18 protein-coding genes and 1 tRNA gene are annotated in these 25,067 nt (G+C 56.4%); 7 read left to right on the top strand and 12 right to left on the bottom strand.

The window, feature by feature from the left end; all coding sequences use genetic code 11:
• Nucleotides 1-18: 18 nt before the first annotated feature.
• From AC5S3R_RS08560 to AC5S3R_RS08580, 5 genes are all read right to left on the bottom strand, one after another.
• Nucleotides 19-792, bottom strand: a complete 774-nt coding sequence (locus tag AC5S3R_RS08560) for a GntR family transcriptional regulator (protein WP_494266601.1) — start codon at nucleotides 790-792, stop codon at nucleotides 19-21.
• A gap of 118 nt (nucleotides 793-910) precedes the next feature.
• Nucleotides 911-2,170, bottom strand: a complete 1,260-nt coding sequence (locus tag AC5S3R_RS08565) for an FAD-dependent oxidoreductase (RefSeq protein WP_494266602.1) — start codon at nucleotides 2,168-2,170, stop codon at nucleotides 911-913.
• Nucleotides 2,167-2,409 carry a (2Fe-2S)-binding protein gene (locus tag AC5S3R_RS08570; RefSeq protein WP_494266603.1) on the bottom strand — a complete coding sequence of 81 codons (243 nt, stop codon included), beginning with the start codon at nucleotides 2,407-2,409 and terminating at the stop codon, nucleotides 2,167-2,169. The genes AC5S3R_RS08565 and AC5S3R_RS08570 overlap by 4 nt, the downstream gene beginning before the upstream one ends.
• A gap of 527 nt (nucleotides 2,410-2,936) precedes the next feature.
• Nucleotides 2,937-3,706, bottom strand: a protein-coding gene (locus tag AC5S3R_RS08575; protein WP_494266714.1) for an IS5 family transposase whose coding sequence is annotated in 2 segments (ribosomal slippage) — nucleotides 2,937-3,370 and nucleotides 3,370-3,706 — 771 coding nt in all. Because the reading frame shifts where the segments join, the coding sequence is not laid out codon by codon here.
• A gap of 341 nt (nucleotides 3,707-4,047) precedes the next feature.
• Nucleotides 4,048-7,179, bottom strand: a complete 3,132-nt coding sequence (locus AC5S3R_RS08580; RefSeq protein ID WP_494266604.1) for a TonB-dependent receptor — start codon at nucleotides 7,177-7,179, stop codon at nucleotides 4,048-4,050.
• Between the two features lie 138 nt (nucleotides 7,180-7,317).
• On the opposite strand from AC5S3R_RS08580, the gene AC5S3R_RS08585 reads away from it, so the two are divergent.
• Nucleotides 7,318-8,469, top strand: a complete 1,152-nt coding sequence (locus tag AC5S3R_RS08585) for a PepSY-associated TM helix domain-containing protein (RefSeq protein WP_494266605.1) — start codon at nucleotides 7,318-7,320, stop codon at nucleotides 8,467-8,469.
• A 21-nt stretch (nucleotides 8,470-8,490) separates the two neighbouring features.
• Here AC5S3R_RS08585 and AC5S3R_RS08590 read toward each other — a convergent pair whose 3' ends face one another.
• Nucleotides 8,491-9,525, bottom strand: coding sequence for a LacI family DNA-binding transcriptional regulator (locus AC5S3R_RS08590; RefSeq protein ID WP_494266606.1), 1,035 nt, complete (start codon nucleotides 9,523-9,525; stop codon nucleotides 8,491-8,493).
• A gap of 202 nt (nucleotides 9,526-9,727) precedes the next feature.
• Between AC5S3R_RS08590 and AC5S3R_RS08595 the strand changes: the two genes are divergently transcribed.
• On the top strand, nucleotides 9,728-10,399 hold the full coding sequence (locus tag AC5S3R_RS08595; RefSeq protein WP_494266607.1) for a GntR family transcriptional regulator: 672 nt from the start codon (nucleotides 9,728-9,730) through the stop codon (nucleotides 10,397-10,399).
• 91 nt (nucleotides 10,400-10,490) lie between these two features.
• Here the strand turns inward: AC5S3R_RS08595 and AC5S3R_RS08600 are convergent, their stop codons facing one another.
• From AC5S3R_RS08600 to AC5S3R_RS08620, 5 genes are all read right to left on the bottom strand, one after another.
• A complete protein-coding gene (locus AC5S3R_RS08600) occupies nucleotides 10,491-12,002 on the bottom strand; it encodes a M20/M25/M40 family metallo-hydrolase (RefSeq protein ID WP_494266608.1) in 1,512 nt (503 codons plus the stop codon).
• Nucleotides 12,003-12,127: 125 nt separating this feature from the next.
• Complete coding sequence (locus AC5S3R_RS08605; protein ID WP_494266609.1) at nucleotides 12,128-15,352, bottom strand: TonB-dependent receptor; 3,225 nt, start codon at nucleotides 15,350-15,352, stop codon at nucleotides 12,128-12,130.
• Between the two features lie 554 nt (nucleotides 15,353-15,906).
• A tRNA-Leu gene (locus AC5S3R_RS08610) sits at nucleotides 15,907-15,993 on the bottom strand.
• 139 nt (nucleotides 15,994-16,132) lie between these two features.
• On the bottom strand, nucleotides 16,133-16,396 hold the full coding sequence (locus AC5S3R_RS08615; RefSeq protein ID WP_494266610.1) for a hypothetical protein: 264 nt from the start codon (nucleotides 16,394-16,396) through the stop codon (nucleotides 16,133-16,135).
• Nucleotides 16,397-16,592: 196 nt separating this feature from the next.
• The gene (locus AC5S3R_RS08620; protein ID WP_494266611.1) at nucleotides 16,593-19,037 is read right to left on the bottom strand and encodes a transglycosylase SLT domain-containing protein; all 2,445 of its coding nucleotides are present in this window, start codon (nucleotides 19,035-19,037) and stop codon (nucleotides 16,593-16,595) included.
• Between the two features lie 243 nt (nucleotides 19,038-19,280).
• Between AC5S3R_RS08620 and AC5S3R_RS08625 the strand changes: the two genes are divergently transcribed.
• Both AC5S3R_RS08625 and AC5S3R_RS08630 read left to right on the top strand, forming a co-directional pair.
• Nucleotides 19,281-20,576, top strand: coding sequence for a hypothetical protein (locus tag AC5S3R_RS08625; protein WP_494266612.1), 1,296 nt, complete (start codon nucleotides 19,281-19,283; stop codon nucleotides 20,574-20,576).
• A gap of 262 nt (nucleotides 20,577-20,838) precedes the next feature.
• Entirely contained in the window at nucleotides 20,839-21,261 is a 423-nt protein-coding gene (locus AC5S3R_RS08630) for a hypothetical protein (RefSeq protein WP_494266613.1), read from the top strand.
• A 189-nt stretch (nucleotides 21,262-21,450) separates the two neighbouring features.
• Here the strand turns inward: AC5S3R_RS08630 and AC5S3R_RS08635 are convergent, their stop codons facing one another.
• A complete protein-coding gene (locus tag AC5S3R_RS08635; RefSeq protein ID WP_494266614.1) occupies nucleotides 21,451-21,828 on the bottom strand; it encodes a VOC family protein in 378 nt (125 codons plus the stop codon).
• A 120-nt stretch (nucleotides 21,829-21,948) separates the two neighbouring features.
• Here AC5S3R_RS08635 and AC5S3R_RS08640 point away from each other — a divergent pair, with 120 nt between their 5' ends.
• The 3 genes from AC5S3R_RS08640 to AC5S3R_RS08650 all read left to right on the top strand — a co-directional run bounded on the left by AC5S3R_RS08640 (nucleotide 21,949) and on the right by AC5S3R_RS08650 (nucleotide 24,977).
• A complete protein-coding gene (locus AC5S3R_RS08640) occupies nucleotides 21,949-22,593 on the top strand; it encodes a sigma-70 family RNA polymerase sigma factor (protein WP_494266615.1) in 645 nt (214 codons plus the stop codon).
• Complete coding sequence (locus AC5S3R_RS08645; RefSeq protein WP_494266616.1) at nucleotides 22,590-22,826, top strand: anti-sigma factor family protein; 237 nt, start codon at nucleotides 22,590-22,592, stop codon at nucleotides 22,824-22,826. The genes AC5S3R_RS08640 and AC5S3R_RS08645 overlap by 4 nt, the downstream gene beginning before the upstream one ends.
• Nucleotides 22,827-22,919: 93 nt before the next feature.
• Nucleotides 22,920-24,977 carry a DUF1800 domain-containing protein gene (locus AC5S3R_RS08650; RefSeq protein WP_494266617.1) on the top strand — a complete coding sequence of 686 codons (2,058 nt, stop codon included), beginning with the start codon at nucleotides 22,920-22,922 and terminating at the stop codon, nucleotides 24,975-24,977.
• The last annotated feature ends 90 nt before the right edge of the window (nucleotides 24,978-25,067 follow it).

The raw sequence follows: 25,067 nt of genomic DNA on the forward strand, positions 1-25,067 counted from the left end.
CATCCAATCCAACAAACCCTACCAGCTCCCACGCTCCCCAAACATCTCAATCACACGCGCAAGCCTCTTGCACCCATTCTCCCAATTCCCCACCAGCGCCTTCTCCAGCCTGTCCGAATCCCCCGACACCAGCGCCGCAATAATCTCTTCATGCTCTTTCACGGAAAGATGCAGTTCCCCAATAATCGAACTCGCATAAAGCCGCCAGTACCGTTCCGTCTGCGGCTCAATCGCCCGATGCAGCGCAATCAACCGCCGCCCCGACCCTACATCCACAATCAGCCGGTGAAACTTGTGGTCCAGCTCAAAAATCTCCGGCCCATTCAAACTCCGATCCTGCGCAATCTTCCCCAGCCGCTCATTCACCTTCTTCAGCTCGCCAGCCAGCTTCTTCCGCTCTTCCACAGGAAGAACCGCCGCCCGCCGCCCAGCCAGCCCCTCAATCCGCCCAATAATCGGATAAAGGTCATTCGCATCCTCAATCGTCACCGGAGCAACAATCATCCGCGTCTTGCTGCCATTGCGATACTCGTGGATATACCCCTCGCGCTGCAGCAGATAAAGTGCCCCGCGCACCGGCGTACGGCTCATATTCAGGTGCTCGCAAACATCGCCCTCAACAATCCAGCTCCCCGGCGCCAGCTTGCCATGCACAATCAGGTCACGAACCCGCTGAAACGCCACCCCAACGCTCGTCCCATGCTCGGCCTTCACCGTCCGCTTCTTCAGACCCTTAGTAGTCTTCACCGCAACTCGAGCCACAGTCATCCCCTCACGACCTACCTCGTCCATCTAACCACACCCGGCACCCAGTCCCCATCTTCGTTCACCCACAAAATGAGCGTTGTCATCCTGAGCGAAGCCGAAGGACCTGCAGTTGTTCTTGCTCTTGCCTCCTACTCCCCGTTCCCTATTCCCTACTCCCTGTCTTTTCCGCCATCGCCAGCACACTAGCCGGAAACACCGGCGGCCTCTTATCCCTCACATCCCACCCAAACAAAAACTCCGCCGCAGCCCCACAAACCCGCCCCTGGCAAGCCCCCATCCCCGCCCGCGTATGCAGCTTCGCATCCCGCCAGCCCGCATGCTCGCACATCGCCTTGTACTCCACATCCTCGCAGCGGCAAACCAGCGTCTCCGCATCCGGCAACTTCCTCAGCTCATCCCGCAAAGCAAACGCAGCATCCAGCCGCCGCGCAAACCCAACCTGCTTCTCACGCTCCCCCTGCAAAGCCGCAACGCGCAACGTATCTCCCGCCGCAGCCCATCCCGCAATCTCTCCTTCAACCAGAGCCTTCCCCACACCACCAACGCCAGTCAGTTCTCCCACACAAAACACATCCGCAACAGAACTCTCCTGCCGCCCATCCACCCGCACAAACCCACCCTCAATCTCACACCCCAACAACAACGGCAACTCAAGATTAGGCACCAGGTGAAACCCGCAAGCCAGCAGGTCGCAAGCAACACTCCACTCCCTGCGTCCATTCGTCAGCACCACGCGCTCCAGCCGCTCGCGCCCCTCTGCACGCACCACCCAGCACCCCGCACGATAAGGCGCAAACCCCGCCCCAGCCCGATACGCCAACCCCTCAACCAGCTTTTCGGAATACCGCCACAACCCTGTGCCAAACTTAACCAGCCGCGCCAACGGAGCCTGCTCGCAAACCGCCGCGACCTTCGCACCCTTGCCACGCAGCCATGCAGCCACCGCCAGCAACAACGGCCCACTCCCTGCAACAACGGCCCGCCGCCCCTTCACCTCAAATCCCGACTTCAAAAACGCTTGCACCGCCCCCGCGCCCATCACACCAGGCAGCGTCCATCCCGGAAACGGTAAAAACCTCTCCCGCGCCCCGGTAGCAAAAATTAACTTCCCCCACTCCACATCGCGAACACCATCCGCACCTTCCACCCGCAGCACGCGCTCCCGCGGAGCAGCCACAACATTCGCCCCTTGCCAAACCTCGCAGCCAGACGCACGCAACCGCCCCAGCCACCGCGCAGCCAAACTCTCGTTGCCCGCCGTCTGCCCGCGCCAAATCTGCCCACCCGCGCCAACATTCCCATCCACAACACAAATCCGCAGCCCCGCCTCCGCAGCCACAACCGCCGCAGCAATCCCACCCGGCCCCGCACCCACCACAACCACATCAAACCGGGCACTCATTGCGTACGCACCTTCATCCCCTCTTCGCAAAGCCGCTGGCAGGTCACCTGCTGCGCCACGCCATCCACCTCCGCGCGACACTCCATGCAAATCCCCATCCCGCAAAGCGGCCCGCGCACCTCTCCCGTCGGAGAAACCCGCGTCCCCTCTCGCGCCGTCAAAACAGCCGCCGCAACGCTCGTCCCCCGCGTTACCCGCACCGCCCGCCCGTTAATCGTCAGCTCAATCTGCTCACTCATAAGCAGCCACTCTCACCGCAAAACCCTGCAGCAAAATCCCCACCCCCCCATATTGCATCCATTTTTGTATATTACAGACCAAACATCTCCCAACCTACTCTCCCAAGCGCAACGCCCCATCCTTCTGCGTTCCTTGCAGAAGGGTGGAACCCATATCACCAGTTCCCCGTCTTAGCTCTCCCAATCCCCCATCCTGTCCGGAGCCGAAGGATCCGCAGTTGTTCTTGCCGTTACCTTTCGCTCGGCATACCTCAACTCTGGGTGTCCCATTCATGCGGCGTAGTTTGCCGCATGGGTGGGATACCCCATACAGCAAGCTCCCCCGCTTCAAGTTCTCCCACCCATTCCCTGTGAAAATCTCTTGTCAAGCCCCAAACCAGAAAATATTTTCTAACCCCTTGATTCCATTGGGCAAAAATCTTCTCCAGTTTTGCGCTCAATTAAGCCAAACCTGCCACAATAGAATCAGCAGCAGAAAACGGCCCGATTCCCAAGGAATCGGGCCGTTCTGTTTTCTCGCTAACTTGCTAGGCTGTATCGACATATTGTTTGAGGTGTATCCAGGCGCAGGCGATGTTGACGGTACTTGCGAAGGTTGATGCATATTTGCAGTATCTTGTGGCGAATCGGCGGAACTGTTTGAGTTGATTGAAGCAGCGTTCGATGCGGTTGCGCAGCTTGTACAGGTTGTGGTCGTGGTTTCTTGGTTGTCGGCGGTTGACCTTGGACGGGATAACGACGGTAGCGCCCATGCTGCGGGCGTGCTCGACGATGGCCCGGCTGTCGTAACCGCGGTCGGCGATGACGGCCTCGGCTCTGCGTTGTCCCAGCAGGGCAAGGGCTTCGGTATAGTCGCTGCGCTGGCCCGCGGAGAGACGGAACTGGAGCGGTTCGCCTGCGCCGTTGACCAGCAGATGGACCTTGGTCGTCAGACCTCCTCGGCTTCGCCCCAGAGCCTTGTCGCCCCCTTTTTACGGCCCGTGGCCGCCTGCTGGTGTGCCTTCACGATGGTCGAGTCCAGCATCAGATAAGGGTTCTGCTTGTCTTTGACCAGATCGGCGAAGACACGGTCCCAGACGCCGGCATGGGCCCAGCGCACGAACCGCTTATGCACGCTCTTATACTTGCCATAACGCTCCGGCAGGTCGGCCCAACGCATCCCCGAGCGAATCACCCACAACACGCCGTTCACGAAACGCCGGTTATCTTCCGCCGGACGGCCCACCAACCCCGTTCGACCCGGCAGAAGCAGCTCGATCCGCCGCCACTGTGCCTCGCTCAATTCATAGCGCAATATACCCATCCACTCATCGCAACAAAAGAAAACATCTTGCGTAAGTGAATATGTCGATACAGCCTAAGAACAAAGCGCCGCTAACTCGCTAAATCAAATGAAAGGAGAACCCAATGCCATCAACAACAAGCACAATCCCCTATACCCGATACCCTATCCCCCGGCTTTTACACAGTTCCGGAATAAAGAAACTGCACAGCTCCTGTGCAATCCACCACAACCCAAACAAAACAAAAGAAATGAAAAAGCACCCCACTGTGCGCATACACACGGACGCATAAGCAAACAATAAAGAAAGGGCGCCATCTGTATAGAACGACGCCCCATCTCTCAATCCAACTCAACTAAAAATGCAGCTTCAAAGCCATCTGCAGCGACCGCGGACCTCCAACCTGGTAGAGCGCACCAAGCCCTCCCAGAGCCGAGTTCTCCGTGTTATAAGCCTGCCCAAACAGCGCCGACCCGGTAGAAAGAGAGTTGTACAGATTCCCGTAAATCGGATGATTCAGGAAGTTATAAGCCTCCGCACGAAACTGAATGCCGAACCGGTCATGAATCGGAAAGTCACGCCGTAGCGTCAAGTCCGCCTGCACCGCATCAAAGCCACGCGCAATGTTGCGCCCCGAGTTACCTTCCCCAGCAACCTGCGTAAAGGCATCAAAGTTAATCGCCTTCCCGCCGGGATACGCGCTGCCCTTCAGATACAACGGCTTCGTGCGGTCATAGTCAGGGTGATAAATCACAGCAGTAGCCGCCGACGTGTCAATCGTCGCCGTATCCTGCACATCAATCGGCAGCGCCGACCGCGCCGAAACACGCGCATCAACCGACCAGTGCCGCAGCGCATAGTCGAGATAGCGATTGTCGTAGTGCCCGCCAATGTCGTAGCTCAACGCCGCTTGAAAGTTATGCCGAATGTCGTAATCCGACACCGCACGCTCCAGCGTATAAACCGTAAAGTTCGATGTAGCCGTATCAATGCCCTTCGACCACGTATACGACCCAAGGAACTGCATCCCATGCGCCATCTTTCGCTCAAACCGCACCTGCAGCGAGTTGTAGTTGGAGTCAGCCGCATTATTCGTAACGTAAAGCCCATTGCCGCCGCTGAAGTTCTGGTTGCCCGCCAGCTCCGGATGATAGAACCGCTGCACCAGCAACCGCTGAGCCGCAGAGCCAACATAGTTGATCGTCAAGCTCTGCGCCGCGCCCAGCCCCTGTTCAATTGCAGCATTCCACTGCACCGTGTAAGGCTGCTTCAGGTTCGGATCATAAGCCCACACCGCCGCATTGTAAGGAGCAGCCGCGGAAGGCTGCGGCGTATTCTGCACCTGCTGCAGAGTAGCCGGAAACGGAGAAGCATAGCTGGCAAAACCCGTAGTACCAACGCCGTAATAACCTTCCGCCGTCAACTCCGTGCCAGTGTCATAAAAGAGCCCCGCGCCAGCGCGAAATACAGTCTCACGCCCCGGTGTGCGATGCATCTGGTAAGCAACGCCCACACGCGGAGCAAAGTTGTTCCATGTCGTCTTCCACAACGGCGCATTCTTCTGCGCAAGTGTTGTAGTAGCGAGATCCGTAATCTGCGTAACCGTGTAAGGCGTATTGCCATCCGCATCACTCGGCGGTGGATTCAGATCCCACCGCAGCCCAAGCGACAAGCTCAAACGGTCCGTAACTCTCCACTCATCCTGCGCAAACGCGGAGAAGTTCATATTGACCGCATGCATATTCGTACCCTGCGTATAAACATACAAACCCGCAGGCGCATTGTTCAGTATGGAATCCTCGTCATAATAAAACGCCACCTCCCACAGCGGAGCCAACGTTTCCGACGTAAAGAGCCTGCGATAATCCACGCCATACTTGAGCGAGTGGCGCCCAATCGTCTGCGTAAAGTTGTCCACCACATTAATCTGCCGCTGCTTATTCTGCTGCGGCTCGATGAGGTAGTAAGGATAAAGCCCGTAGAACAGAAAGAACGTCATCCAGTCGTTCTGCGCAAGGCCCGGCGCAACGCTGACATCCAGCGGCGTAGCTCCGCCAAAATTATCAAGATAACGCTGCGAGTAGTAATCGTTGCCCGTCACACCAAAGCGCAGCTCATTCGCCATCGTAGAATTCAGAGCCGCATCCAGACCCAGCACCGCCATCTTCACATTGCGAACATTGTTGTTCACCTGCGCCAAATCCGTATTCTGCCGCGACAAGCTATAAGAAGGCACATCCGTATAACGCCCAAACAGCTTCACGCGATCACTAAACGCATGGTCCACGCGAATGCTGCGGTTATCCAGCTGACTCGGAGCCGAATAGCCCGCCGTATAGTACGCAAGTCCATTGCCCTGGTCTGCGCCATTTTGCGTGGGAAAGGCAGAGAGAAAGGGCACCAGTTGCGGCTGCTTGGTGGCAGCCTGCGTTTTCAAGTCATCGCTTGGCACTTCATAAAGCTGCGCCGCCTGTGGACTCGTCAAACGAAGCGCTTCATACGAGAAGAAGAAAAACGTGCGGTCCGTGCCGTTGTAGAGATGCGGAATGCGAATCGGCCCGCCCAGCGTGCCGCCAAAATCATTCTGCCGCAGAGGCGGACGGCTCGTTCCAAAGTAGTTATTGAACCAGTTGTTCGCATCCATCGCGTCATTACGCAAAAAATCAAATGCCGTACCATGATACTGGTTCGTACCCGCACGCGAACTGAAAGTAAACTGCCCACCTGGCGAGCGCCCATACTCCGCCGAATAAGTAGAAGTCAGCGCACGAAACTCATCCAGCGCATCAATCGAAATAATGCTCTGCGTCGTGCCAAACGCGCTCGACTGCGGCGTAGCACCGCTAAAACCTGCGCCAATATAGCCGGAACTGGAAACCGTAGCACCCGTGTTCGCACTGATGCCGTCAACAATAAAGTAGTTCGCCTCCGTACGCTGCCCGTTCACGCTGATCTCGCCGCTCATACCCGAGCCCTGCGAAGGAACAACCGCCGTACCCGGATTGATCGTAATCAACGATTGAAAGCTGCGCCCATTGAGCGGAAGATTCTCAACAAACTGGTGATTGATAACCGTGCTCACGCTCGCATCCACGGTATTGATGTTCGCCCCGCTGCCATCCACCACAACCTGGTCGGTAGCAGTTCCCACCTTCAAGCTCACATCCAGCGAAATCTTGGCGCCCACCTCAACCGTGACATGCGTCCGGCGCTCTGTCTCAAAGCCCGCAGCCCCAACCGTAAGCTGATAGCTCCCCGGCGGCACCGCGGCCAGCGTATAGAGCCCCACGTGATTACTCACCGTGCTCTGCTTCACCGCTGTTGCCTCGTTCAGCAACTCCACCTGCGCATTAGCAACCACCGCGCCTGAGCTATCCGCCACAATGCCGCTAATGGAAGCGCTCTGCGCCCACGCCGTTCCACACATAGCCGGAAAAAGTACAGCCACCAGCCCTAGCCAAAATAGGAATCGAAAGCTTTTTTGCATCTTGCACTCCTCAAATAAAACCGACCGATTCAGTCGTACATAGTAGAGCACATAGAGGACTAATTTAGTCGCATATTCTGGAATGGGAGCAAAAATGCCCGTATATTCTGCAAACAGAACAACGGGCGAAATCTTTGCATGAGTTTTGTAGACAACCCGCAACAGCTCTGGTGGCGCAAGGCAATCTTCCAGGTCCATCTCTGGGCCGGCATCATCCTGTGCCTTTACATGCTCGTCATCGGCGCCTCCGGTTCCATCCTCGTCTTCGATAGCGAACTCCGCCATCTCACCTGGCCCCATCTCTGGAAAGCATCCCCCGCTCTCCCCGGCGGCACGGCAATTGATTTTCCCACTGCCGTCAAAACCATCTCCACTGCCTATCCCGGTTATCAAATCACCGAGGGGTACCCGCCCGACAAATCTGGCGACAACTTTGAATTCATCGCTCACCGCGGCGCAGAAAGACGCGACATCTTTCTCGACGCCAACACCGGCAAAATCATCGGCGAAGTTGCTCCCAATCACTCCTGGATCGCCTGGACCATCGACCTGCATTTCCATCTTCTAGGCGGTCACACCGGCGAAATCATCAACGGCATTGGAGCAGCCGGACTCATCCTCCTCTGCATCACGGGAATCATCGTCTGGTGGCCCGGCCTCAGCAACTGGCCCCGTGCCCTCAAAATCAATCTCCGCTCCAACTGGAAGCGAATCAACTTCGACCTTCACAGCGCCATCGGCTTCTGGACGCTCCTCATCCTCTCCATGTGGGCATTCACCGGCGTCTATCTCGTCTGGTCCGCCCCCATCGTGTCTTTCGTCAACCGTTTCTCTTCCACCGCAAGCGACAATCCCCCCGCCTTCCATCTCCCCCAGCACAGCAGCAACGCGACTTTAGCTGATCTCGCACCAATGATCCGCATAGCGCAGCAAACATCGCCCAACGCAGCCTTCGGCGGAGCCTTCTTTCCTGCAAGCAAGAAGAGCGCCCTCATCCTTCTCATGGCGCGCCAGCAGCAACGCAACTACCGCCAGTGCGACTACATCTACTTCGATCCCGTCGCCGGCCAGCAACTCGCCGTATGGCATCGCGGCATCAACAACACATGGGGGGCGCGCCTCGTCTTCTTTCTTGTGCCGCTGCACTTTGGCTACGACTGGGGGCTTGCAGTCAAAATCATCTGGGCAGTGCTGGGTTGCGCACTACCACTGCTCTCCATTACCGGCGCTCTAATGTACTGGAATCGCTCGCTCAGCAAGAAGTGGCGCGCGCTCAAATCCACTCACTGACTTCGCAGATAGCTCTGCGTCTTACCCTCTGCACCCGCACGACTGCCGAAGCACAAGCTTGGTCTCAAGCTTGATCTCCGCAGGCTGCTTCTTCGATACAGGAGACTTGCTCTTTGCCGCAAGAAGGTTTTCAAAAAGAATTTCCGCCGCAATGCGCCCAATATCTTCAATCGGTTGCTGAACAACACTGATAGAAGGGCGTAGCGTAGAAGCCAGTTCAAAGTCGTCATACCCCAGCAACGCCACCGACTTCGGAATTCCCACCTTCAACTTCTGCAGAGTCTCATACGCATAAATCGTCGTGCTGTTCTTCAGCGTCAAAATGGCCTGCGGCGGCTGCGACGTAGCCAGCAAACTTTCAATCGCATACTCAGCCGATTTGTAGTCCTTCACCGACATATCCACCATCGGCGTCAGTCCCCTGTCCACCATCGCCTCGCGATATCCCCGCAAGCGCTCCCGCAACGTATAAAGCGTAGGCTCTCCACCCAGGCATAAAATGCGCTGATGCCCATGCTCAATCAGGTGTTCCGTAGCAATGCGCGCCCCGCTATAGTTATCCGCCAGCACACACGGAATAGTGGAATTCATAATGGGCCGGTCAAATGTAACCACCGGCGTTCCCATGCGGTATAGAAACTCCGCCAGCGTATCGCTTTGATAATTAGCCGGAACCAGCAGAAGGCCATCCGTGCGGTGCCGCATCAGGATATTGAGATTCTCAATCTCCACATGCGGATCATTATTGGTGACCGTCACCATCAGCAGCGAGTCGTTCGCCCGTGCAATCGCCTGCGCCGCCTCCGCACAGCTCGCAAAAAACGAGTCCGCGATACTCGGAATCACCAACCCAACCGTCTTAGCCCGCTCGCCTTTCAGTATGCGGGCAGCTTGGTTCGGCATATACCCAAGCTGCTCAATCACCGCCTGCACGCGTTTCAGCGTGCGCGGACTCACCCGCTCTCCGCCGTTAATAACGCGCGATACGGTAGTGGTTCCGACTCGGGCTTTGCGTGCAACTTCGGCGAGAGTGGGATGCGTACTAGACTTGCGCATCAAGAATGAATAACCAGGCACTATTCAGATTTGCACCAGTATTCACCCCGCCGCGCAAGCTGTCAACGCCGGGCCCCATTTGCATCGATATCCCGCAATCAGGCAATAGTCGTTATTCCTTCCGGCAGACCCTTGGCCCAGGTGATATTTCACATATTATGGTTTACTACGCATCAGTATTGGATAGAATACGTGAGTCACCATGCACCGAATCGCCAAGATCAAACCCGTCAAAAATCTCACTGAGCTAGCATACGAAAGCATCAAGAACTACGTTCTTCGCGAAGACCTCGACGAAAGCACCAAGCTTACCGAAGAGCTCTTGTCCGGCCAGTTGGGTATCAGCAAATCCCCCGTGCGCGAAGCCTTGAACAGCCTCGCCACCGAGGGGCTTGTGCGCATTGAGCCGCGCCGCGGTGCCTATCTGCGCCAGTTCTCGCAGAAAGAAGTGCTCGATCTCTACAACCTCCGTGAAGCCCTTGAGGTCTACGCTGTAAGCATCGCTCACATCACGCCCGCACTCCTCGCAGAGATGCGCAAGAGCATTCAGCACACGGAAAAGCTGCTCAAGGCGCATGACAGGCAGGGCCACATCGAAGAAGATATGCACTTTCATGGGCTGATTGCCAGCGCAGCCGGCAATGCCGAGCTCGGCCGCATCCTCCTGAACATTCAGAACCAGATATGGCTCTGTCGCAGAAAAACCTACGACCTCTCCTCCTCCACCTCGCCGGACGCGCACCGTGCCATTCTCGCCGCTTTTGAAAAAGGCGACCTGAAATCGGCACAAACTGCCATGCACAAGCACATTACCCTTGTCAGAGATCGCCTGCTAGCCTTCATGGAAAGCAAGAATTCAGCCTCTGCATCCTGAGTCAGGCTCTTGTAATCGATATCGAGAAACATTGCAAAAAACGACTGCGCCGGAATCCCTAACTCCGGCGCAGTCGTTTTTATTGGCGCGGCTATTGCCGTGGTGCAGCCGCTGCCCGCCGCTGCGGAATCTCCGGAGCGGGCGCAGTCGCACTGCTGCAATGCCCTTTCGCATCGCACGAGCGTATGCCGAAAAATACATTGTCTTTAGAAATAGGAACAGTAATCGTGTGCATGCTTCCCTCGACCTTGTCGTCATACTTGGCGGCATTCCCCGCATACTGCCAGTCGGAAGCATCCGTCTCACGCCAGACAACTTCATACCAGGTATCAGCCGGCGCACCATCGGGAACAGTAAACTTCATCACCGAGTTATTATCCTGGTTGCGAGCAGACATCAGCACATTCTTCGGCTGTCCCGGCGCACTGGCCATGGTCGCCAGTGTCCCGGCATTGATCCGAGCTACCTTGGCAATGTAATCAAAGTCGTCGAATTTCAGCAGGTCACCATACTCAATCCCATTTTCCGTCCGCACATCCTGGTGCTGATGGTTATAGTCTTCACGCCATTCCGTAAACCGGATACCCGCAAAGCCCTGCGCATTGAAAGAACGATGATCACCGCCGCGTCCATAGCGGTCCAGCCGCATCTCCATCACCGGCTTCAGCGCAAAAGGAAGCTTCGACTCAGCAGGCGTCCCCGTCGGCAAATGAAAATACGTACGTGAAACATCAAGAATCTCTCGCGCCAACTCACGTGACGGCGTGTCATCTTCATTCCCGTACATAATCAACCGCTTCATCTCTTCAACAGTTGCATTCTGCGGAACACTCTCAGAAAACACACGAACGCGAGTCTTGCTCTGATGCGTTTCACCCGGCGTAGTGTTACCGCCAACAATATCGTTGTTTAGAACACCCTCAAGATCCCAGCCTTCCTTCTTGGCCATCTCGGCAAAGTGCTCGCTGCCATTCAGCCCCTGCTCTTCTCCCGGCACAGTAAGAAAAACAATCGTGGCAGGAAACTTGTGCTTGCTCAAAACACGCGCACACTCCATGCTCACAGCCGTTCCGCTCGTATCGTCATTCGCGCCGGGAGCAAAGTCATGCGTATTGAAAACATTAATGACGCGCGTGTCATAGTGTCCGGTAACCAGGTAAATGCGCTTCGCCTGCGCCGGGTCCGTCCCCTTCAACACCGCATAAACATTCACCAGGCGCGTATCTTTCGTGACACGCGAGCCGGGAGCATTCGACGCAGGCAGAATAAAATCATCTGTCTTAACTTCCAGACATCCGCCACATTCCTTGGAATACGCCTCAAACTGCCCCTTGATGTAATCAGCCGCAGCCAGCACGCCTGTATTCGGCGGCAAATCAGTCTCCGTGCTGCTAAGCGTGTTGCGATTCTTAAAGGCCACCAGCGCTTCAATATTCTGACGAATCTTCTGCGGTGAAACCGCCTTGAGCGCCTCGGCAATCTGCGAATCCGCAGGAGACACCTTCAAAGGTGAACCAGTCGTCTGGAAATCAAGATTCTGCGCCAACGCGGATGAGCTGAATGTCAGCCCCATAAACAAAAGACCTGCGGGTAACTTCAACATAACTTCTCCTGCATAATGCAACTGGAACGCAATGTTATTTGGCAATCTTACCGAATCACAGCAAGGTGGATAACAGCAAAGAAGGCGCGCGCTACCATTCCGGAAGCGCGCGCCTTCCACTTTGGTTAGAAAATAAATTTCCCCGCAATCTGCAACTGCCTTGAAGATCCAAGATCGCCCACTGGAAAGCGCGTAGAAGTGATAACACCGAAGGAACTGCTACCAGCAACAGCCGAGTTCCCAGGATTACCAAAGCTAGGATGGTTGAAGACATCAAAGGCATCGAGGCGCAACTGAAAGTTGAGCCGCTCGAAAATCTTTGTGTCTTTGTAGAGAGACATATCAAAGTCCGTAAAGCCCGGTCCCCTGCCGCCATTGCGCTGCATGGTGCCAAAGGCCGCGCTCGGCGTGTAAAACACGCATCCAGCCGGAGCGGGATTTTCCGTACCGCAAACCAACCCCGAAGGTCCCGTCGAGCCCGAAGGCGCGCTATACCAGTTCACCAGTCCGTCCGCACGATACTGCTTGTGATACGGAATCGCGCCCAACAGCGTAGGATGCTGCACACCCGAAGTCCCGGTATAGGTAGACGTAGTCGTAATGTTCAGAGGATTGCCCGTCTGCCACTGCAAAATTCCTGCAAGGCGGAATCCCTCCACCCACCTATTCCCCTTGAAAGGCAGAGCATAGATGCCGTTGCCCGAAATGCGATGACGGGTATCGTAATCAGAAAGGCCATAGTTGAGCGCCGGCTGCGTAATATCCGTAAACTGCGTTCCAGCAAGCGAGCCTTCGTCCATCGCCTTGGAGTACTGCCACGTAACGCTGTACTCAAAACCATGGCTCATATTCTTCTTACCCTGCACCCACAGAGCGTTGTAGTTGGACATACCATTGCTCGACGCCATCGTCACATTGCCGCTCAAAGACACGTTGGGATCAATCGGGCTGTCAGCGGAAATCCTGGTAAAAGCGCGCTTCTTCGTCTCAGGAGAAATCTGGTTAATATTCTCGCCCATGCGCAGATGACGCCCCACATTGCCGTAGTAGCCAATCGAAATAGCAGCATTCCCCGGCAGCGCTCGTTGCAGATTCAGGTTAAAGCTCTGCGTAGTCGCGTTCTTGTATCCCGGCTGCACAGCGCTCACTGAGATGGAAGCCGCAGCAGCGGACGCATACAGACTCTCCACCGGAATGCTCGCCAAATTTGCTGCAGAGTACTCCCGAACATCCGTTGCCGGATCCGCCGAAGTCGATGTCGTAGCCGTATAGCTCACCTTGGAGGTATACGGGGGGTTGCTCGAAAGACCCGTCACCAATCCGGAAAGCGGTTGATCCGAAAGGATCGAGTAACCGCCGCGTATCACCGTGCTGCTATTGCCAAACATGTCATAAGTAAATCCGATGCGCGGCATGTAGTTGTAGTTCTGGCTGTACGGATTGCTATAGCCCTTGCTGCCGTAAGGATTCAACGTAATCGCCACGGGATCAAAGACAGATGCCTTCATCCCGCCAAAGGTTGGAGACCCAAGCCATTCAAAACGGAAACCAGCTTCAATGGAAACGTTCGGAGTCACCTTGTACGTATCCATGATGAATGCGCCAACAGCATTGCCAAAGATGCGGCTAGTGTTCTGCTGAGGTGTAATGCTCCACCCGGTAGCATTGCCGCTCTGGAAGTTCTGGATAGCGGTCTGCCCAGTCTGTATCACGTTGCCATTCGCATCCAGCAGCGTCGGCGTAGCAGAAAAGCTCAAGGTACCCGCATCATCAGAAAAGTTGGTATTGAGATAGCGTCGTCCCTCTCCGCCAAACTTAATCGAATGCTTGCCAATGGTGTAAGTCGCCGCATCCGACAGCACTCCCAGCGTGTCATAGCGGCCAGAAGGAAAGCCCCCAGGACCACCAATCGCAACGCCATAACCGGAGATCGTAGTAAAAGGAATACCGCCGCTCGGCGTTACACCCGAAGGATAGTTGTTGAAACCATACTTCGTGGGATCATCCGTAAAGTTATTGATGAACTGCACCGCAACGCGGTTATACCCTGCGCGAAACTCGTTAACCAATCGCGGGCTGAACACATGCGTTTCATTAACCGTCAAAATCTGACGATGCCCTGGACGATGATCGCCAAACCCTCCAACAGTATTGCCCTGTGTAGTCGGTTCCGTGCGCACATCAAGCTGATAAGCGTAGAAGACATGCAGCATATCGCTGGAGCTGAAGTTCTGCAGAACATCCATGGTGCCCTGGTCGATGTTCACAGGCCCTGAGGCAAGGCCGTTATAAGTCTTGGCCGTAGGACCAGCTGCAGTAGAAGTAGGAATCAGCGGCAGAAGGCTCTTCATCACAGCATCGGTAACTCCGGCGCGGTCGTTCAGTGAAGGCACCGTCGTACTCAACTGCAACCCCTGGTGCTGGCGCAACGCCTCATAGCTGGCAAAGAAGAAAGTCTTGTCCTTCCAGATTGGCCCACCCGCCGCAACGCCAAAGTTATTACGCTTCAGCGATGCCTGCGGAGTGCCCGCCGGGTCAAAGAAGTTGCGCGCATCGAAAGAGTTGTTGCGCGTATATTCAAACAGCTCACCATGAAACTTGCTCGCACCTGATCGAGTGCTGACGTTCACAATCGAACCGGAGTTACGGCCATACTCCGCGGAGAACGTCGAATTATCAATCTTCACTTCGGAAGTAGTGTTGATCGAAGGCTGAAACACAATCTGCGCATTGGCGATGTCGTTGAGGTTGATTCCATTGATCTGAAAATTAACCGAGTCCTCGCGATTGCCTGCAGTATTAAACGAGAACGCGCCAACACCGCGGCTTGGAGCAGTAAGGCTGCCAGCCGCAGGTGCAGTAACGCCACCCGGCGTCAGCGTCGTCAAGTCCAGAAAGTGGCGGCCATTCAGCGGAATCTCCTGCACCGTCACCTTGTCGATGACCTGTCCCACCGTAATCGACCCCGCATCAATCACAGGTGCTACGCTCGTAACCTCAACAGTCTGCCCCGACGATGCAACCGACAGCGGAATATTGATCTCCGCGTGCTGGTCAACCTGCAGCATCAAACTCTTGATCGTATAAACCGCAAACCCCGGAGCCGTAACCGTAAGCGTGTATTCGCCCGGCTGCAGAGACGGCATAATGTAGCTTCCGGAATTGTCCGAGGTCACAACACGCTCAGCCCCCGTCGCTGCAGAGCGGGCGGTAACCTGCGCTCCGGGCAAAACAGCTCCTGTGGGGTCTTTAACCGTGCCTGCAATCGTAGATGTTGACTGTGCGGACGCCATTCCGGCGCAGAATGTAATTGCTATCAATGCGATAAAACTGTAAAGCTGCTTAATCAAGGACAGACCTCCCAAAAGGCCCACGCACCAAGGTCTCCCTCGACACGCATGGCATACATGTGCTGAATACGACAGAAATACACTGCTCTTTGCCTGCGACATGGAAGGCGAAGAGGTCACTTCGATGAACTGTGCAGTACAACCGGGATACAGCTTGGCCCTCTCCACGAAAGGACTGGGGAAATGTGAGAAGAATACGATTTCGTATACAAGAGGAGTAGTTCTTGAGTTATAAAATTGCACGACATTAACACGATGTCAATCGTAAAATGTTATATATCACCAATATTTCTCGAGACCATTTCACCCCGTCTCACGCAGAGCGCCGCTTAGGCGAAACATACCAAACAGGCGCTCCCGCAAGCTACCGTATCAACCTGTAAGTAGTAACCCGCATGCCGAATTACAGTCTCCAGGCGAGCCCTGAAGATGCCCTTCTCGCACTCTCCCATTGAATGAGCTTGAGAGCAAGCGCCCTGAGAGTTCATCAACCGCAAAAAACAAAGCCTCTCGGAAACCGAGAGGCTTTGTTCAATGAAACTCACATCTATCCATGGTGCCGGGAGGGGGACTTGAACCCCCACAACCTTGCGGTCCGCGGATTTTAAGTCCGCTGCGTCTGCCGATTTCGCCATCCCGGCGGAATGACTCAACCAATCTGTCTCTTAATTTTACGCTGTAACTCCCACCTCATCGCACTTGGAAAAGCAGAACCAGAAAAACAACAAACCCAGCGCAGCATTTCCACACCGCGCCGGGCCTGCTTGATTGAGATATTTTCTATTGCGGATTCCGGTAGCAGATGTTCTCGCCATCCAGTTGATACTCCGCCGAGCAGAACTCGCCCCCGCAAATCATTGCCTCAAACCCGCAAAGCTGCCTGCGTGTAATCAGCCCCATCGTCCCGCACCGTGGGCAACTCATCACCGCAACATAAGGGTTTTGAGCATTGCCAAGTTTGGTCTGGTTCTCCAGCACAAACACTGTGCCGGGGTCCATTCGTTCAGGAATCCACTCCTCCAGAAACTGCAAATCAGCCGTCATCCTGCCCTCCAATCGGGTTGAGATGCAACCGAACCAAAGCGCCCAGTATTCCGAGCGCCATTCTCTTCAAGCAGTCCCGCGAACGCCTACTTCAGAGAGACAAATCTCCGAATCGTTCTCAGTCTTCTTCTTTGACGTACCTACCGTCAATTGGAATTACATACCATCTGCCGCCAAGTGCCAATCTGGTCAATAACTATTGAGCCGCGTCCCCATGGCTCATGCTCGGCACAGCTGTTCCCGCCGCATCCAGCGACCGATAAATCTCCTCGTTCCGCAAAATCGCCTGTACATATTCCCGCGTCTGCGTAAACGGAATCGACTCCACAAACTCATCCATCCCGTGATACGGTCCCGCCGCCTGCCAATCCACCACGCGGCTCTCGCCTGCATTGTACGCAGCCAGCGCATACTCCTGCACGCCGCCAAACCTGTCCATCATCTGTTTGAAGTACCGCGTGCCCAGCCGGATATTCATCTCCGCGTTCAGAAGTTGATTCTGCGAGAATCCGCCAATCCCCTCCTGCCGCGCCAGCGCCCGCCCGTTATAAGGCTCAAGCTGCATCAAGCCATAAGCATTCGCATACGAAATCACACCCGGATTAAACTCCGACTCCTGCCGAATCAGCGAAGCCACAAGATACGGATCAAGCCCATTCTTCGCACTTTCCGCCTTGATTGTGCTCCACCACGCATTCGGAAACAGAATCCGCCAGTACGCCATCGGTATCGACTTAATCGGAGCCGAAGAAGCATACGGCAGAGCCTTCTTCATCACGCGCAGCGCATGATAAGGATCGTTGAACGACGCATAAATCTGCGCCTCCGCCAGCGAGCCCCAACTGGCCGAATCCGGGTCCGCCGCAATCTCCTGCGACACATACTCATTCAGCCCCGCATTCGCCACAAATCGCGCCTTGGCAATGTGCTCACTATCCGCCGGCACCGCCCCGTCCAGATGCGGAATCGCGGGCGTCTGAAACCTGTCCAGTTCCGGCAGCGCAACCGCCTGCACACCGCCTAACGCCGCAATTCGCTGCCGCGACATCTCCGCATAAAAGTAGTGCGTATAAGCCCGCACCACCGCGCGGTAATACGGCAGCGCCGTCCCCGGCTTATGCTCGTAGATCTCGAAAATCCGCCCGCGCCAGTAAAGCGCCGACGCCGCTTCCGGCGAGCTCGGGAACAGCCGTATCTGGTCATCAAAAATCTTCGCCGCATCAGCATACTGGCCTTGCCGGTAAATCATCCAACCGGCCTTCCAGTGCGCGCTCGCGGCATTCTTGTTCGCCGGAAAATGCGCCGCCAGGTAGCTGAAGTGTCCCGCTGCCGAGGCATATTCATGCTTCAGCAAATACGTTGTACCCGCCGAATACAACGCCTCCGCCAGCCACGGGCTCTGCGAAAACCGCTGCTTCATCTGCGCAACCAGAGTCTCCATCTCGCCGTAGTTCTGAGCGGGCCGTTCCAGCTCCACCATCAGGTACATGCGCCGCGCGCCATTCTCATCATTCGTATCGGCCAGCGCGGAAGCCTGCGCCATCGTCAGCCGCTTCAAATGCAAATCGCTCTCCGCGGCAGCGGCAGCAAAGCCGTTACGACTGTTCGCATCCAGCGTCGAGTTCCGAGCCAGCGCGTGATACTGCTCACTCGCCAACTGATACCGCCCTGCGCTGTAATACGCATCCCCCAAACTGCGCAGCTCAGTAGTCGTCAGGCTGCTCTCCGCACCCAGCGAAGTCAGGTTCGCCCGCGCCGCCTCCGCTTCACTGCTCAACGGATGCTTCAACAACAGATGCTTATAGAGCTGAATCGTCTGCGACTGGTTGCCTTGCGCCTGCGAAATCTTCGCCCGCGTTAAATCAAAGCTGGGCTTGTCCTGCGCCGCATCGCTCGCCTGCGCCAAAGCCTTCTGCGCGCCAGCCGCATCGCCCATCGCCAGCAACACATTCGCCTCAAGGTCCGCCGCAGCATCGTCAAAAATGCTGTCCGGATACTTCTCGCCAAATCCCTTCAGCAATGCCTCCGCCGCAGCATCGTTGCCGCCAACATGGTTGCTCATCGCGCCCAGGTAATCGGCATAATCATCCAGCGCATCACTCGCCGCATTCGCCTGCCGGAACGCCGCAGCCGACTCCGCATACCGCTTGTCCTTCTGATACGCAAAGCCCAGCGCAAGATACGCCGCGCCCGCCGCATCGCCGGTGTGGCTATGTGCATAAGCCGCAACGCCCGAATAAGCCGCCGGAGTCCGCAACGTCATCAACTGCTGCGCCATGGGCCGCAACTCGCTGCTCTCAACAAACGCCCGCGAGAACCGCTCTTTCCGCTCGGCGCTTCCAGCACGCCCCTTCTTGCCGTGAGCCGCAGCCTTACCCTTGCGGCCTTTCACTGCAACGCCCTTGCGCGACGCGCTCTTCTTGCCTGCACTGCTCCTTGCAGACTTTGTAGACGCCGCCTTTTTCTTCTTCGCAGCCACCGTCACAAGTCGCGCTCCAGAAGCGGAAGCGCTCCGGTGCGTCGTACCAACAGCAGCCACCAGCGGAACAACCATCAAGGCACTCAAGGCAGCAACAAGGCAGCGCTCTGCCACGCGCCGCCAGTCAATCGAAAGAGAGATAGGGGGATTCTGCGCTCTCATACTTCTTACTCTAAGCAGTCACGTACAAAATTTCATAAACGAATCAGAAGAATCGTAAGAATGGGCCTCATTTGGAACCAAACATGCCAAATAGGAAGAACAAAAAAACAAGCCTGCAGAACCCAGTCTGCAATCGGGACATAGCCTTTAAGTCATTGCAAAATAGCGCAAATTTCTATTTACCGCTACCTGATCTTCCGCTACACTCGCCCCATGAACCCCCAGCCATTTCTTCCCGTACGCATGGCATCCCGCACGCCTGCAAAGCCTGCCCCCGCGCCTTTCATTCCCGGTGCTGCAGTCCAGCGAGTTGTCCGCACGGCAGGAACACCGGCTGCAGCACAAGCCACGACAGCACAGGTGAAAGCCCCATCCAATCCTGCGCCGCCCGCGTGGAAGCCAAACGGAGCACCCCCCGCAGTATTACTGGCCAGCCGCCAGAACCGCATGCAGGCGCCGCCCGTCTACAATCCTTTTTCCCTGATGCAGAGACAGGTTCAGAGGCAGGCTGCAAAAAACCTTCCCGCGCCACCCGTCTATCGCCCCGTTGCACCACCAATCCAGCGCCACCTCGCCACAAGCCAGCCTCAGCCCAAAAACACCGCTCCCCCCGTATATCGTCCCGGCAACGTAAGTCAGGCCAAGCCCGCCGCCGCTCTGCGCCCCGCACCAGCCTCCGTCATTCAACGCACAGTCGCGGTTCAAACGGCGCAAACCACCCTGAGCGACATCATGACCGCCCACGGATTGGAAGCCTGGTATCAGGCAAACTGGGGTAAAGGAAAGGCAGTAACCCGGATCGCAACCGAGGTAGCCACTATGGCGGACACGGACAAAGACAACCTGCGCAGCCGTCTCCAGGCGCATGCGGAAATCGCTCCCCTGTTGCGCGCCGTCCGAATACAGCCCGAAACTCCCGCGGGCATTGCAGCTTTGTCTGCAGAGGAAAGAGACGTTTACGATGCCGTAAACTCACTCACCTTCTACCACGTCTCCGAACACCATGCAGGAGTCCGTGCAACCGGCCTGGACCCGAACCGCGGCGGCAAGGCAGGTGGATTTGCTGCGGAGCGCTCCACAGCCGGGCAAAAAGCCAAGAATGTCGCCAACAGCAAAAACAAGGTCTTCGTAACGCGCAACCTCGAAGAGGTCCGTCAGTATGCCGACGGCCACACAGACCATGTCGTGCGAGTGATTGTCCCTCCCCATGAGCAGGCTGCGTTTGCAACCGATCCCGACAGCCAACGCGGCCTGAGCCATACCGCTCACCTCACGCACACCGACACACCGTCCCGGCTACTCGATTGGTGGGGATACTCGTACGCTTCTCACCTACTTCCGCCGGGTCCAGCGAAAGATAATTTCGCCACACTCTACACCGGCCTCGCACAGAGCGGAGCTTTCGGACCCGTCCAGCCCGAGACGGAACAGCGGCTGCCCGGACCAGCTCCAATCATGGATGCGGAACAGATAATCGCCGCGCTTCTCGCAAAGTTCCCGGGACTGACTCGCGAAGAGGCTGCAAATGCAGTCCGTTAACTCGTAAACAAGCCGCACGGCGAACCCTGTCCCACGGCTACCCTGTTCTTGATAGGAACCACCTTTCAGCCCCCGCGAAACAAACTTCGTTTCGCGGGCAAGACTGTGGAAATCTTTTGTCAAGCCCCCTACTCGCAAAATACTTTCTAAACTGCTGATTCTAAAGAGAAAAACTTCCGCCACTTTTGCGTACAATTACCACTCCTTTTGCAACAATAGAAATAACCCTCTACAAACCTCTTTTTTCAAGGAGTTTCCAGCCATGCATGGATTCCAGACGACCCCGTGTCTTCACGCAGCCCTCTCCCCCGCCGTTCAGCGCTGCTGCAACGCCCGCAACGCCGTCCTCGCGGACCTGGCCAACATCCCCGACGAACCCACCGAAGAAAATCCCTTCTACGACCGCGATCTCTTCCGCAAAACCTTCACCGACTATCACACCAACAAATACGCCACCGTTGAAGGCTCCAACGCCTTCGCCTCATCCATGCCAGACCTCTCCACGCGCCAGAACATCAAGGACTACATCGCCTGCGTCCTCCACGGACTCGCCATCCAGGTCATCGACCAGGCCACTGCCTCTCGCATGATCGCCGGAGCAAGAATCGCCACAACCCTGCTCAAAGAGGACGCAGCCGAAGCCAAAAACGCCGCCAAAGAGCTGCAGCCAGCCGCCCTCGAATAAAAAATTCCGAAAAGTAACCACCTATGTACTAAACAGTAAATAGCTAAAACCACCATAACCAACAGATAAAAAACGACTAAGATAACTTCCTCTCCCCTACCTCCCAAACAGGCCAGCGAGTAGCAAATCGCCCAAACCCAGGTCCCCGCCGTAGAGACCTGGGATTAGGCCCCCGGCACGATTACCCGTTCAGCTCTTATGCACAGCCTCAAACGAATACCCATCAGGATCGATAACATCCGCCGCATAGTAGCCGGGGTAATACTCAAGCCGCGCCCGTGGAGAAATATTGTCCTTCGCCCCTGCGGCAATCGCCGCGCGATAAAACTCATCCACCTGCTCGTTGCTCTTCGCCGCAAAGCCCCAGTGAATCGATGCTGGATCCGGCTTCCCCTGCTTGAGCCAAAGGCACGCCCGCTTGCCGTCCCCAAATCCCCATAAATCGGGATGCCCGTCCTCTCCCGTATACGGAAGGAAAAAGCCCAGCCCAAGCGGCTTGAGCGCCGCATCATAGAACGCCAGCGAGCGCTCTACATCGCTAACCGTCAGAATTATGTGGTCAACCATCACACTCTCCATCAATAACTATTTGCCTTTGCAGCACCCTGCGCGCGGGGCTCTGTACCCTGCCCCCTCGGTCTTATACACTATTTCTTGCGGCACTTCTGAAACTTCCGCAACCGACGCATGGCGACAAGCATCCCTGTAGCAGAAGAAAACGAGCAGCACCCGGACGTTGCCCTTGTTGAAAGGGTACGCGCCGGAGATGTGTCTGCCTACGACCAGCTTGTCCGCAAGTACGAGCGGCAAGTCTTCCGCATCGCGCAACACATTACCAAGAATGCCGAAGACGCCGAAGACGTAATGCAGGATGCCTTCCTGAAGGCGTACGAAAAGCTTGACCAGTTTCAGGGAAACTCCAAGTTTTATACCTGGCTGGTGCGCATTGCCGTGAATGAAAGCCTGATGCGGCTGAGGAAACGCCGCTCCGGCCGAATGGTTTCGCTGGACGAGGATGTGGAGACCGAAGAAGGCTCTGTGCCGCGCGACCTGGCCGACTGGGACCCGGACCCCGAGCAGCAATATACGCAGGCCGAACTGGCCGAGATTCTGCGCAAGACCATTCAGGGCTTGCCACCGGGCTTCCGCGTAGTGTTTACTTTGCGCGATGTGGATGGGCTTTCGACGGAAGAAACGGCGGAAACGCTCGGTTTGAGCGTGCCGGCGGTGAAATCGCGGCTGCTGCGTGCCCGTTTGCAGCTTCGTGAGCGCCTTAGCCGCTACTTTAAGCGCCGTAAAGCATCGAATAGTGGGACGGGAGGCACCAAGTGACGTGCTCTGAGTTTTTAGCAATGCTCGACGACCTTATCGACGGCTCGGTAGCGCAGGACATGCGCACGGAGCTCGAGAAGCACTTGGGCAGTTGCGAGCACTGCGAGGTCACCTTCTCGACCACGCGCAAGACTATCCAGATTTACCGCTCGCATGAGATCTACGACATGCCCACGGGCCTGAGCGAGCGCCTGCATGCCGTGATTAAAGAGCGCTGCAAAAAAGGCTGCTGACACCGCAACTTCCCTTCCTTAAACCCGTCTGCATAAAGGTAAGCCGAGCCGCGACTCTGCATCGCCGGAACTTATCCGCGTGGAGACAGGTAAATGCAGCACTTGCAACGCACTCTGGCCGCCGCTCTTTCGTTGTTGCTTTGCGCCGGGCCCCTTCCCCTATCCGCCGCGCCGGATAACAAGCCCGTGCCGCGTCCAGCCTATGCCGCGCTGACGCAGGACGAGCGAATCCTCCACGCACTCAACCGCTTCACCTTCGGTCCGCAACCCGGCGACCTCGAATCCGTTCGCTCCATCGGGCTCGACCGCTGGTTCCAGCAGCAGCTTCATCCCGACACCATCGACAACATAGACCTGCGCGTGCGGCTTGCGCAGTACCCCGCCATGCAGTGGACAAGCGCCGACCTGCTCTTCCGCCTGCCCAGCAACGCCATCATCCGTCAGGTAATCGACGGCAAACTCCCCATGCCTGCAACCGGTGTACTGGAGCATGTCTATGCAAACCAGGCATCCCGTATCGAATACAAGCGCGAGCAGGACAAGCGGAAGCAGCAAGCCACGAACAACACTTCCAGCATGATGGCCACACCAACCCAGCCCGACTCTACGCAGCCTGAGTTCACACCCGCGCAAATCAACAACATCCTCGCGCTGCCTGCACATGATCGCGTAGTAACGCTGGCCGCCATGCCGCAACCCAAGTTCGACGCCTTCCTGAAATCTCTGAAAGGCCCGCAGCGCGCCGCGTTGATAACCAACCTCCCGCCAGACATGAAGGAGACCGTCGGCGCACTCGAAAACCCCGACCGCGTAGTAGTCGATGAACTTCTCTCCCAGCGCCTCACCCGCGAAATCTACTCGCAGGCGCAGTTGCAGGAAGTAATGACCGACTTCTGGCTCAACCACTTCAACGTCTTTCTGCGTAAAGACGAAGCCATGCCCTACTACCTCGTCAGCTATGAGCGCGACACAATCCGCCCGCACGTGCTCGGCAAGTTTGAAGACCTGCTGGAGTGGGTAGCGCACAGCCCAGCCATGCTCCTCTACCTCGACCAGTCGCAAAGCATGGGCCCCAACTCCATCGCCGCAGAGAGAGCCAAACAGAACGCCAACAAGAAGACGAAATCCGAAGGCCTGAACGAGAACTACGCACGCGAACTGATGGAGCTGCACACCGTAGGCGTAAACGGCGGTTACACGCAAGCGGATGTAACCGAAGCTGCGCGCATTCTCACCGGATGGACAGTGGACCAGCCACAGCGCGGCGGAGGTTTCCTCTTCAACTCCAACCGTCACGAGCCCGGCACAAAGAAAGTGATGGGCAAAAAGTTCAAAGAAAGCGGCGAAAAGGAAGGCCGCGATCTGCTGCACTTCCTCGCCACGCGCCCCGCCACAGCACAATTCCTCTCGCGCAAGCTGGCAGTGCGATTTGTAAGTGATGCCCCTCCACAGCCCCTGGTAGATCGCATGGCAAAGGCCTATCTCTCATCCGACGGCGACATTGCAAAGATGCTGGAAACCATGTACCGCTCGCCAGAGTTCTGGGCGCCCGCAACATACCGCGCCAAGATTAAAACGCCGCTTGAGTATGTCGTCTCCGCCGCCCGCGCCAGCAATGCGAACATCACCAACATGCAGGCGCTCATCAACGGCCTGCGCGATATGGGCATGCCGTTGTACGGCGCGGTTCCGCCAACAGGCTACAAGTGGGACGCGGCAGACTGGGTTTCAACAGGCGCTCTGGTAAACCGCATGAACTTTGCATTATCCCTGGCTACAAACCGGCTCAACGGAATTACAACCACATGGGCCATACAAGACCCCGCAACACAGCTTGCCGCAGCCTCTGCACCCGCTCCGGAAGCAGAAGAAGCACGTCTTGAATCGCGATTGATTGCAGGAGCCGTGAGTGAAACAACACGCAGCGCGGTCCTGCAACAGTTTGCGGCGCAGAACACGCAAAACCAAAGTGCGCCAGCCACGCCACAGATGCAGCAAGTAAGAGAACCGCAAGGCAACAAGTCCACCGTTGCAATTCCAAAGACCTTCCAGGCGCCGCCAAACAAGCTGCCTCCACCACCTCCCGTCGAGAGGCAGGACCAGGTGCTAGCAGGCCTGCTATTAGGCTCGCCTGAATTTCAACGCCGCTGATGGCATGAAGGGTACGGGCTTTAGCCCGTACATGGAAAATCGCAAGTCCGTTGGGGCTTTAGCCCCTGAGGGAAATCGATTCACGGAGTA

The sequence above is a fragment of the Occallatibacter sp. FHG110214_02 genome, assembly GCF_059115385.1.